This window comes from Ottowia sp. (assembly GCF_035444425.1).
Taxonomy (GTDB): Bacteria; Pseudomonadota; Gammaproteobacteria; order Burkholderiales; family Burkholderiaceae_C; genus Ottowia.
Window position 1 is genome coordinate 15714 of the sequence record NZ_DAOMOQ010000037.1, and the last position, 11513, is coordinate 27226.

At 70.0% G+C, this 11513-nt stretch carries 10 protein-coding genes; 6 read left to right on the forward strand and 4 right to left on the reverse strand.

Going from position 1 to position 11513, the window contains the following annotated elements; genetic code table 11:
- Positions 1–9: 9 nt before the first annotated feature.
- Positions 10–1398, reverse strand: a complete 1389-nt coding sequence (ftsY, locus tag PK606_RS12905; protein WP_502920843.1) for a signal recognition particle-docking protein FtsY — start codon at positions 1396–1398, stop codon at positions 10–12.
- 38 nt (positions 1399–1436) lie between these two features.
- Entirely contained in the window at positions 1437–2516 is a 1080-nt protein-coding gene (gene selD / locus PK606_RS12910) for a selenide, water dikinase SelD (protein WP_324564579.1), read from the reverse strand.
- Positions 2517–2617: 101 nt separating this feature from the next.
- Between selD and PK606_RS12915 the strand changes: the two genes are divergently transcribed.
- From PK606_RS12915 to PK606_RS12935, 5 genes are all read left to right on the forward strand, one after another.
- Positions 2618–4060 (forward strand): M16 family metallopeptidase, encoded by a 1443-nt coding sequence (locus PK606_RS12915; protein ID WP_324564580.1) that lies wholly within the window; start codon positions 2618–2620, stop codon positions 4058–4060.
- Between the two features lie 14 nt (positions 4061–4074).
- Complete coding sequence (locus PK606_RS12920) at positions 4075–5418, forward strand: M16 family metallopeptidase (RefSeq protein ID WP_324564582.1); 1344 nt, start codon at positions 4075–4077, stop codon at positions 5416–5418.
- A 40-nt stretch (positions 5419–5458) separates the two neighbouring features.
- Complete coding sequence (gene rsmD / locus PK606_RS12925; protein ID WP_324564583.1) at positions 5459–6058, forward strand: 16S rRNA (guanine(966)-N(2))-methyltransferase RsmD; 600 nt, start codon at positions 5459–5461, stop codon at positions 6056–6058.
- A gap of 61 nt (positions 6059–6119) precedes the next feature.
- Positions 6120–6611: a pantetheine-phosphate adenylyltransferase gene (coaD, locus tag PK606_RS12930; RefSeq protein ID WP_324564584.1), complete on the forward strand. Its 492-nt coding sequence runs from the start codon at positions 6120–6122 to the stop codon at positions 6609–6611.
- A 120-nt stretch (positions 6612–6731) separates the two neighbouring features.
- On the forward strand, positions 6732–6965 hold the full coding sequence (locus PK606_RS12935) for a hexameric tyrosine-coordinated heme protein (RefSeq protein WP_324564586.1): 234 nt from the start codon (positions 6732–6734) through the stop codon (positions 6963–6965).
- 57 nt (positions 6966–7022) lie between these two features.
- On the opposite strand, the gene PK606_RS12940 is transcribed toward PK606_RS12935, so the two are convergent.
- Together PK606_RS12940 and PK606_RS12945 are read right to left on the reverse strand one after the other, a co-directional pair.
- Positions 7023–7796 carry a ferredoxin--NADP reductase gene (locus PK606_RS12940; protein ID WP_324564587.1) on the reverse strand — a complete coding sequence of 258 codons (774 nt, stop codon included), beginning with the start codon at positions 7794–7796 and terminating at the stop codon, positions 7023–7025.
- Between the two features lie 144 nt (positions 7797–7940).
- A complete protein-coding gene (locus PK606_RS12945; RefSeq protein ID WP_324564588.1) occupies positions 7941–8252 on the reverse strand; it encodes a hypothetical protein in 312 nt (103 codons plus the stop codon).
- Positions 8253–8466: 214 nt separating this feature from the next.
- Between PK606_RS12945 and secA the strand changes: the two genes are divergently transcribed.
- Complete coding sequence (gene secA, locus PK606_RS12950; protein ID WP_324564590.1) at positions 8467–11256, forward strand: preprotein translocase subunit SecA; 2790 nt, start codon at positions 8467–8469, stop codon at positions 11254–11256.
- Positions 11257–11513 lie beyond the last annotated feature (257 nt).

Consider the following 11513-nt stretch of genomic DNA (forward strand, 5'->3'; position numbering starts at 1 on the left):
CGCACCTTGTCAACTCACCAGCGCCTGGGCGAACTCGCGTGCCTTGAAGGTCTGCAAATCTTCCAGCCGTTCGCCGATGCCGATGAAATACACCGGTATTGGCTTGTCACGCGCCGCGTACTCGCGCGCAATGGCGCACAGCACGCCGCCCTTGGCGGTGCCGTCCAGCTTGGTCACGATCAGGCCGGTGAGCTGCACCGCCTCGTCAAAGGCACGCACCTGCGCCAGTGCGTTCTGGCCGGTGTTGCCGTCGATCACCAGCAGCACCTCGTGCGGCGCCGTGATGTCGGCCTTGGTGACCACGCGGCGGATCTTGGTCAGCTCCTCCATCAGGTGCTTCTGCGTCGGCAGGCGGCCGGCGGTGTCGACCAGCACCACGTCCTTGCGGCGCGCGCGGCCGGCGGCGACGGCGTCGAAGCTCACCGCCGAGGGGTCGGCGCCCTGCTGGCTGATGATTTCCACCTGGTTGCGGTCGGCCCACACGGCCAGCTGCTCGCGCGCGGCGGCGCGGAAGGTGTCGGCCGCCGCCAGCAGCACGCTGGCGCCGGCGTCGGCCAGGTGCTTGGTCAGCTTGCCGATGCTGGTGGTCTTGCCGGCGCCGTTGACGCCCGCCACCATGATCACCGTCGGGTGGTAGACGCCGACCACCAGCGGCCGCTCCAGCGGCGCCAGCATGTCGGCGACGGCATCCTGCAGCAGGCGCTTGACCTGCGCCGGGTCGTTGGCGCGGGCGTTCTTGACGCGGCGCCGCAGGTCCTGCAGCAGGAACTCGGTCGCCGGCACGCCGGCATCGGCCAGCAGCAGCGCGGTTTCCAGGTCGTCGTACAGCGCCTCGTCGATCTGGGTGCCGGTGAAGACGGTGGAGATGCTGCCGCCGGTGCGCTTCAGGCCGGTCTTGAGCCGGTCCATCCAGCCGACGCGCGCGGCCTGCACGCTGGCGCTGGGCGGTGCCAGCTCCAGGTCCTTCTCGGCGATGGTGGGCGCCAGCTCGGCCGGGATGGCGGGGTCGGGCGTCGGGCTGGCGGCGGCAGGTGGCGGTTCGGGTGCGGGCGCCGGAGGCGGGGCGAGCGGTGCGGGTTCCGGTAGCGGCGTGGGGTGCAGCGCTGGGGTGGGTGACTCCGGCGTGGCTGCCGTGACTGGCGCCGGTGCGGGTGCGGCGCCTCCGAGCCAGCGTGACATCAGGCCGCCCTTGGTTGGCGCTGCCTCGGGTTGTACCGGCATCTCCACTTGCGGCGCCTCGTCCGCCGGCGCGGCGGCCAGCGCCTGGCGCTCCAGATCGTCCAGCGGCAGCTCGGTGTCGAGCGTGCCGGCGGCGTCGGCCATGGCGTCGGGTGCGGCGTCGGCCGGCGCCTCGCTGGGCGCGGGCTCGGCCTTCTTGCGGCGGAAGAAGCTGAACATCGGGCTGGATTCTAGGCTGGCCCCTGGTCAGCCCGCGCTCAGCCGCGCGCGGTTCGCACTTCCAGCGGCCGCGCGCCGGCGGCGTTGACCCGGCCGATCACAGCGGCGTCGGCAAAGCCGGCCTGCTCGAACACCGCCAGCACCTCGCGCACGCTTTCGGGTGCGCAGGCCACCAGCAGGCCGCCGCTGGTCTGCGGGTCGGTCAGCAGCGCGCGCTCGGTGGCGTCGAAGCCCTCGGGCAGCGCCACCTCGTGCCCGTAGGCGGCCCAGTTGCGGCCCGAGGCGCCGGTGACGATGCCTTGCGCCGCCAGTTCGCGCACGCCCGGCAGCAGCGGCACCGCGGGCCAGTCGATCTGCACCGTCAGGCCGGCGCCGCGCGCCAGCTCGAGCGCGTGGCCGGCCAGGGCGAAGCCGGTCACGTCGGTCAGCGCGTGTACGCCCGGGAGCAGGGCCAGCGTCGGGCCGGGCGTGTTCAGGCGTGTGGTGGCCTCCATCATGTGCCCATAGCGCTCGGCGTCGAGCTGTTCCTTCTTCAGCGCCGCCGAGTAGACGCCGACGCCGAGCGGCTTGCCCAGCACCAGCACGTCGCCCACGCGCGCGCCGGCGTTGCGCTTGACGCGCTCCGGATGCACCAGGCCGAGCGCGACCAGGCCGTAGATCGGCTCCACCGAATCGATGGTGTGGCCACCGGCGATCGGAATGCCGGCGGCGCGGCAGACGCTGGCGCCGCCTTCCAGGATGCGGCCGATGGTCCCGACCGACAGCACGTTGATCGGCATGCCGACCAGGGCCAGCGCCATGATCGGGGTGCCGCCCATGGCATAGACGTCGCTCAGTGCGTTGGTGGCGGCGATGCGGCCGAAGTCGAACGGGTCGTCGACGATCGGCATGAAGAAGTCGGTGGTTGCCACCAGCGCCTGGTGCTCGTTGAGCTGGTAGACGGCGGCGTCGTCCGAGGTCTCGATGCCGACCAGCAGTTCGGGCGGCAGCGGCATGGCGCCGGTGCCGCGCAGGATGCTCGACAGCACGCCGGGCGCGATCTTGCAGCCGCAACCGCCGCCGTGCGAGAGGCTGCTCAGGCGCGGCTCGGCGGCGCGCGGGCTCGGGGAATCCGTCATCGGACAATTGTCGCCGATCGGCCCGGGCGGCTTGGCGCATGGTGCACACTTCGCGGGCATGGGCGGGAACGATTCGCCGCCGTTGCAACTCAGCACAGGTCATGCTTTCAAGAAAACCCCTTTGCATTCTCGGTGCGGCCTGGCTGGCGCTGGCGGCCTTCGTGCCCGGCGCCGGTGCGCAGCAACCGCAGGCGAGCACCGCAACCGCTGCCCAGGCGCCGGCGAGTACGCCGATCAGCCAGTTCACCCTGGACAACGGCCTCACCGTGATCGTCAAGCCCGATCGCCGCGCGCCGACGGCGGTGCACATGTTGTGGGTGCGGGTCGGCTCGATGGACGAGGTCGACGGCGTCAGCGGCGTCGCCCACGTGCTGGAACACATGATGTTCAAGGGCACCGACAAGCTGGCGCCGGGCGAGTTCTCGCGCCGGGTGGCGGCGCTGGGCGGGCGCGAGAACGCCTTCACCAGCCTGGACTACACCGGCTATTTCCAGCAGGTGCCGGCCGACAAGCTGGGTGAAGTGATGGCGCTGGAAGCGAACCGATTCGCCCACAACCGCTGGAGCGACGAGGAATTCGCCAAGGAACTGGAAGTGGTCAAGGAAGAACGCCGGCTGCGCACCGAGGACAACCCGCGCGCGCTGATGTTCGAGCAGCTGCGCGCCACCACCTTCGTCGCTTCCCCGTACCGGCGCCCGGTGATCGGCTGGATGGGCGACCTCGACGCCCTGACGGCGCAGGATGCGCGCCACTTCTTCCAGCGCTGGTACACGCCGGCCAACGCCGCCGTGGTGGTGGTCGGCGATGTCGATCCGCAGCAGGTGCTGGCGCTGGCGCGCCGGCATTACGGCGGCATTGCGGCGCAGGCGCTGCCGGAGCGCAAGCCACGCCCCGAGCCCCGGCAGCTCGGCCTGCGCCGCATCGAGGTCAAGGCGCCGGCCGAGCAGGCGCTGGTCGCGCTGGCCTTCAAGGTGCCGCGCCTGAGCAGCCTGGAAGCCTCGCCGGACAACGACGACGCGCTGGCGCTGACGGTGCTGGCCGCCGTGCTCGACGGCTACAGCGGCGCGCGGCTGGACCGCGCGCTGACGCAGGGGCCGGACCGCGTGGCCGACTCGGCCAACGCCGGCAACGGGCTGATGGGGCGCGGGCCGCAGACCTTTTCGCTCACCGGCGTGCCGGCGGAAGGCAGGAGCGCCGCCGAGGTCGAGGCCGCGCTGCGCGCGCAGGTGGCGCGCATCGCGCGCGAGGGTGTCGACGAGCGCGAGCTGCAGCGGGTCAAGACGCAGTGGATGGCGGGCGAGGTCTACAAGCGCGACAGCGTCATGGGACAGGCGCAGGAGCTCGGCCATTGGTGGATCCAGGGCCTGCCGCTGGACGGCGACGAGCGTCTGATCGCGCGCCTGCGCGAGGTCAGCGCGGCGCAGGTGCAGGCGGTGGCGCAGAAGTACTTCGGCGACGACCAGCTCACCGTGGCCACCTTGCTGCCGCAGCCGCGCGATCCCCAGGCCCGCCCACGCGCGCCGTCCGCCGGCGTGCGCCATTGAAGGAAGGGCCAAGCATGGTGCTCAGAACCCTCCAACGCGCCGCCGTCACCCTGTCCGTGGTGCTGGCCGGCGCGCTGTCGCTGCCGGTGCTGGCCGCGATCCCGATCCAGCACTGGACCCAGCCCAGCGGCGCCAGGGTCTATCTGGTCGAAAGCCCGTCAATCCCGATGCTCGACGTGCAGCTCGACTTCGACGCCGGCAGCCGGCGCGACCCGGCAAGCCAGGCTGGCCTGGCCAGCGTGACCGCGCTGATGACCGGCAAGGGCGTGGCCGCGCGAGGCGCGGAACCGGCGCTGGACGAAAACCAGCTCGGCGAAGCGTGGGCCGACCTGGGCTCGGCCTTCGGCGCCAGCGCCGACAGCGACCGCATGAGCTTCACGCTGCGCACGCTGACCGATCCCGAACTGCTGCGCCAGTCGGTGCGGCTGGCGGCGCGCCAGCTGGGCGAACCGTCCTGGCCCGAGGACGTCTGGGAGCGCGAGCGCGAGCGCCTCTCGGCGGCGATCAAGGAGTCGCGCACGCGGCCCGGCACCGTTGCCAGCCTGGCGTTCGAGTCGGCGGTGTACGGCGCCCATCCCTACGGCTTCGAGACCACGCCCGAGTCGCTGGCGCGCATCGGGGTCGCCGACATGCGCTCGCGCTACGCCGCCACCATCGCGCCCTGCCGGGCCAAGGTCAGCCTGGTCGGCGCCGTCACGCGCGCACAGGCCGACCAGATCGTCGCCGAGCTGCTGGCGCGCCTGCCGCCGGGCGCGGATTGCGCGCCGCTGCCGGCCGTGGCCGAAATCGCGCCGCTGGCGGCGCCGGTGGATGAGCGCATTGCCTTCGAATCGGCGCAGGCGCACGTGCTGATCGGGCAGCCGGGCTACAAGCGCAGCGATCCCGAGTTCTTCGCGCTGCTGGTCGGCAACCACATCCTGGGCGGCGGCGGTTTCACCTCGCGCCTGACCAACCAGGTGCGCGAGCAGCGCGGCCTGTCCTACAGCGTCTACAGCTATTTCGCGCCCGGCCTGCACGCCGGCGCCTTCACGCTCGGCCTGCAGACGCGGCCGGACCAGGCCGATGAGGCGGTGCGGGTGGCGCAGCAGGTGGTGCGCGAATTCGTCGCCGACGGCCCGACCGAGGAGGAACTGCAGGCCGCCAAGGACAACCTGATCGGCGGCTTTGCGCTGCGCCTGGACAGCAACCGCAAGCTGCTGGGCAACGTCACCAACATCGCCTGGAACGAGCTGCCGCTGGACTACCTGGAGCACTGGACCGAACGCGTGCGCCAGGTCAGCGCCGCCGACATCCGCACCGCGTTCCAGCGCGTGCTGCAGCCGGATCGGATGGTCACGGTGGTGGTCGGCGGGCGCTGACGCCCGGCGCCGGGCCCGGCGCGCCGGCGACAATCGGCGCATGTCCGCCCAGCCTGCCTCTTCCCGTCGCCGCGCCGCCGCGCTGCCGGGAGAAGTCCGCATCATCGGCGGCCAGTGGCGGCGCACGCGGCTGCCGGTGGCTGATCGGCCGGGCCTGCGGCCGACACCCGACCGCGTGCGCGAAACGCTGTTCAACTGGCTCGGCCAGGATCTGGGCGGCTGGCGCTGTGTCGACGCCTTCGCCGGCACCGGCGCGCTCGGGCTGGAAGCCGCTTCGCGCGGCGCTGCCGACGTGCTGCTGGTCGAGCAGGATGCCGGCCTGGCCACCGGCCTGCGCGCGCTCAAGCACCGGCTGCAGGCGGGCAGCGTGCAGGTGCAGCGTGGCGACGGCGTCGCGGCGCTGCGTGCGCTGGCGCCGGGCAGCGTCGACCTGGTGCTGCTCGATCCGCCCTTCGAGGCGGCCGAGCTGGTCGCGCCGGCGCTGGCGGCGGCAGCGCGGGCGGTGCGGGCGGGCGGCTGGGTCTACCTGGAAGCGCCGACGGCGGTCGATGCCGACGAACTGGCCGCGCTCGGGCTGGCACCGCACCGCCAGCTCAAGGCCGGCGCGGTGCAGGCGCAACTGCTGCGCCGCAACGCCTGACGAAGGCGCCAGCGGGCGCGTCGGCATAATGCCCGCCAAGCTCGACAAGGAGAGACAGCGCATGAGCCGTGGCGTGATCGCCGTGTATCCCGGCACCTTCGACCCCATCACGCTCGGCCACGAGGACATCGTGCGCCGCTCGTCGCGGCTGTTCGACCAGGTCATCATCGCGGTTGCGGTGGCGCACCACAAGAAGACCCTGTTCACGCTCGACGAACGGCTGGAGCTGGCGCGCGACACCGCTGGCCGCTATGATAATGTGAGCGTCGAACCGTTTGAAGGCCTGGTGCGCGACTTCGTGGTGGCGCGCGGCGGCAGGGCGATGGTGCGCGGTGTGCGCGGGGTGGTCGACTTCGACTACGAATCGCAGCTGGCCGGCATGAACCGCAACCTGGCGCCGGATGTGGAAACCGTGTTCCTGACCCCGGCCGCCACGCTGCAGTCGATCAGCAGCACGCTGATCCGCGAGATCTCGCAACTCGGCGGCGATGTCGCGCCCTACGTGGCGCCGCTGGTGCTCGAGCGCCTGCTGGCCAAGCGCAGCCGCGCCTGAGCACGGTGCGGCGCGTGCGGAGCATGCGGTCGGTGCGGGCGGTCGCCCGCATTGACCATGGACGACCTGATGATTTCGGATCGTTGCAATGATTGCCAGTTCACATCACAGGAGATGACAATGACCACCGATACCTGGCTGACCTCGCTGATCACCGCCACGCCCCAGGAAGGCTTCGAGCTGGCGATCACCCTGAGCCGTCGCGGCGTCAAGTACACCCAGCCGGACACGGCGGTGCTGAAGGAACTGCGGCCCGAGTATGCGCATTCGGCCGACGGTCTGACCGCCGCGTCGCAGGTCGTCGCCATCAATTTCCAGACCGTGGCGGCGGCCAACAACTACTGGCGCGGCTGATCCCGGTTGCGCGCGCGCCCGGTCGCTGACCGCCGCGCAGGCGCCTGTTGAAGCCGCTTACTGCTCGACGAACGCGCGCTCGACCACGAAGTCGCCCGGCGTGGTGGTGTTGCCTTCCTTGAACGCGCGCGCTTCCAGCACCGCCTTGATCGACTTCAGCATCTCGGGGCTGCCGCACAGCATCACGCGGTCCATCTGCGGATTGAGCGGCGGCAGGCCGAGGTCGCGCGCCATCTGGCCGCTCTCGATCAGGTCGGGGATGCGGCCCTGGGTCTTGAACGGCTCGCGCGTGACGGTGGGGTAGTACTTCAGCTGCTCGGTGACCAGCTCGCCCAGGTACTCATGCCGCGGCAATTCTTGCGTGATGTAGTCGCGGTAGGCCAGCTCGGACACCAGCCGGCAGCCGTGCACCAGGATCACCTGCTCGAACTTCTCGTAGGTCTCGGGGTCGCGGATGATGCTCATGAACGGCGCCAGGCCGGTGCCGGTGCCGAACAGGTACAGGCGCTTGCCGGGCAGCAGGTAGTCGATCAGCAGCGTGCCGGTCGGCTTGTGGCCGACGATCACGCTGTCGCCCGGCTGGATGTGCTGCAGCTGGCTGGTGAGCGGCCCGTCGGGCACCTTGATGCTGAGAAACTCCAGCGTTTCCTCGTAGTTCGGGCTGACGATCGAGTAGGCGCGCAGCAGCGGCTTGCCATTGACCCGCAGGCCGATCATGGTGAAGTGGCCGTTCGAGAAGCGCAGGCTCTGGCTGCGCGTGGTGGTGAAGCTGAACAGGCGATCGGTCCAATGGTGGACGGTCAGGACTTTTTCTTCGTCGAAGGCGGCCATGGAATGTCTTTGCTGCAATGCAGCATGAATCGGGCAAGAGAAACCTGTAATTATCGCCGCGTGCGCGCATCGGTGCCCGTGGGCCTGTCGGCCTTGGGGTTGATGGGGCGGAAAATGGGCCCGTGCGGGCCGGTTCGGACGCCTTCAGGACGCCGGCCGTTCGACCTTCACGCGCAGTGTCTCGACCGCGTGGCCGTGCGTGCGCAGCGCCGCCAGCAGCGCCGGCGCCAGTTGCCGCAGCTTGGCGGCGGCGGCGTTGTGCGGCACCAGCAGGCACCAGCTGTCGGCGTCGGCGATGCCCGGCCGCACCGCGCCTTGCAGGCCGGGCGGCAGCAGCGGCCGGACCACGGCCAGGCGTGCCTTCGATTCAGCCGCCATCCGACTCAGCCGAGCCAGCGTCGGCTCGCCGGCCACGGCCTGCTGCAGCGTCATGGTGGCGTGCTTGCGGGTGTTCACGGATTCGGATGGGAGAAGAACGGGGCCATCGCCCATTATCGGGACGGCGCGCCATGGAAAGGTAAAATGCCCAGTTGCTTCGCGATCAGCGGCTGCGGCGCGGCACCAACTTGCGTTTCGCCGTCTTGCCTTCAGCTACGCACCACATTGAACACTCAGGGACTGTCGATCACTGGCACCGGCTTGCCGGCAGGCCAGCGATGGCAGCGCATGCATGGCCACAAATGTTCTCACCAAGCTCTTCGGCAGTCGCAATGACCGTCTGCTCAAGCAATACCGCAAGCAGGCGGCGCGCATCACCGCGCTCGAGTCGCAGTTCGAGCAGCTGAGCGACGACGAATTGCGCGCCAAGACGCAGGAGTTCCGGGACCGCCACGCCGGCGGCGAGACGCTGGACAAGCTGCTCACCGAGGCCTTTGCCGTGGTGCGCGAGGGCTCCAAGCGCGTCATGAAGATGCGCCACTTCGACGTCCAGCTGGTCGGCGGCATCGCCCTGCACGAGGGCAAGATCGCCGAGATGCGCACCGGCGAGGGCAAGACCCTGACGGCGACGCTGCCGGTGTACCTGAACGCGCTGGCCGGCAAGGGCGTGCACGTGGTGACGGTGAACGACTACCTGGCCAACCGCGACGCCGAGTGGATGGGGCGCCTGTACAACTTCCTCGGCCTGACGGTGGGCGTGAACCTGCCGCAGCTGTCGCGCGAAGCCAAGCAGGCCGCCTACAACGCCGACATCACCTACGGCACCAACAACGAGTTCGGCTTCGACTACCTGCGCGACAACATGGTCTACGAGACCCATGACCGCGTGCAGCGCCCGCTCAACTACGCCATCGTCGACGAGGTCGATTCGATCCTGATCGACGAGGCGCGCACGCCGCTCATCATCAGCGGCCAGGCCGAGGACCACACGGCGCTGTATCTGGCCATCAACCGGGTGGTGCCGATGCTGACGCGGCAGGAGGGCGAGGCCGACCCGCGCACCGGCCTGGGCGTGACCAAGCCGGGGGACTTCACCGCCGACGAGAAGACGCACCAGGTCTACCTGACCGAGCAGGGGCACGAGAACGCCGAGCGCATCCTGGCCGAGCAGGGGCTGATTCCCGAGGGAACCAGCCTGTACGACGCCGGCAATATCTCGCTGATGCACCACCTGAACGCGGCGCTGCGCGCGCACCACCTGTTCCACCGCGACCAGCATTACGTGGTGCAGCAGGGCGAACAGGGCACCGAGATCGTCATCGTCGACGAGTTCACCGGCCGCCTGATGAGCGGCCGCCGCTGGAGCGACGGCCTGCACCAGGCGGTGGAGGCCAAGGAAGGCGTGCCGATCCAGGCCGAGAACCAGACGCTGGCCTCGATCACCTTCCAGAACTACTTTCGCCTGTACAAGAAGCTGGCCGGCATGACCGGCACCGCCGACACCGAGGCCTACGAATTCCAGGAGATCTACGGCCTGGAAACCGTGGTGATCCCGCCCAACAAGCCGAGCAGGCGCGACGACCAGCTGGACCGCGTCTACAAGACCTCGAAGGAGAAGTACGACGCCGCCATCGCCGACATCCGCGAGTGCCATCTGCGCGGCCAGCCGGTGCTGGTGGGCACCTCGTCGATCGAGAACTCCGAGCTGATCTCGGATCTGCTGCAGAAGGAAAAGCTGCCGCACCAGGTGCTGAATGCCAAGCAGCACGCGCGCGAAGCCGACATCGTGGCGCAGGCCGGGCGGCCGAAGATGATCACCATCGCCACCAACATGGCCGGCCGCGGCACCGACATCGTGCTCGGCGGCAACGTCGAGAAGGCGGTCGAGGAGCTCGAGGCCGATGCGACGATCGATGAAGCCGCCAAGCAGGCGCGCATCGAGGACATGCGCGCGCACTGGCAGAAAGACCACGAGCAGATCAAGGCGCTGGGCGGCCTGCGCATCATCGCCACCGAACGACACGAGAGCCGCCGCATCGACAACCAACTGCGCGGCCGCTCGGGCCGCCAGGGCGACCCCGGCTCGTCGCGCTTCTACCTGAGCCTGGACGACCCGCTGATGCGCATCTTCGCCGGCGACCGCGTGCGCGCCATCATGGACCGGCTGAAGATGCCCGAGGGCGAGGCGATCGAGGCCGGCATCGTCACGCGCAGCATCGAGAGCGCGCAGCGCAAGGTCGAGGCGCGCAACTTCGACATCCGCAAGCAGCTGCTCGAGTACGACGACGTCTCCAACGACCAGCGCAAGGTGATCTACCAGCAGCGCAACGAGATCCTCGACGCCGAGGACCTGACGGCGCAGATCGCCGGCCTGCGCGAGAGCTGCTTCACCGACCTGGTGCGCCAGTACGTGCCGGCCGAGTCGGTCGAGGAGCAGTGGGACATCCCCGGGCTGGAAAAGGTGCTGGCCGAGGAGTGGCAGATCGATCTGCCGCTGCAAAAGGAAGTCGAGTCGTCCGAGGCGATCGGCGACGAGGACGTGGTCGAGAAGGTGATGGCCGCGGCCAACCAGGCCTACGCGGCCAAGCTGGAACTGGTGGGCGCCGAGAACTTCCGCCCGTTCGAGCGCGCGGTGCTGCTGCAGGCCATCGACACCCACTGGCGCGAGCACCTGTCGGCGCTCGACTACCTGCGCCAGGGCATCCACCTGCGCGGCTACGCGCAGAAGCAGCCCAAGCAGGAATACAAGCGCGAGGCCTTCGAGCTGTTCGGCCAGCTGCTCGACGTGGTGAAGAACGAGGTCACGCGCACGCTGATGACGGTGCGCATCCAGTCCGGCGACGAGGCCGAGCAGGCGACCGACCAGATGGAGCAGCGCAGCGAGCGCGTCAGCAACATCACCTACTCGGCGCCGACCGAAACCGGCGAGGCCGAAGTCGTGCCCGAGGCCCAGCTGCGCGCCGGCGCCGCGATGGCCGGCGCGGCAGCCGGCGCGGCGGCGGTGCCGCGCGTCGGCCGCAACGAGCCGTGCCCCTGCGGCAGCGGCAAGAAGTACAAGCACTGCCACGGCGCGTTGACTTGAATACCCACGTGAGTCGCTGGCGCGCCTTCCCCCCTGACGGGCGGGCGCAGTCAATGCCCGGCGTAGATCCGGGCCTGGCTGCTGCTGGCATGGCCTGCTCCGCGGCCATCTGGCTCTGTGGCGGCCTGGCTCCCTCTCCCTCTGGGAGAGGGCTGGGGTGAGGGCTGCGCGCTGCCACTTTCCCGATGCCCGCTTATAGAGGCGGCAACATGAAGTCTCCATTCCCGTTCGGGCTGAGCTTGTCGAAGCCCTTCGAC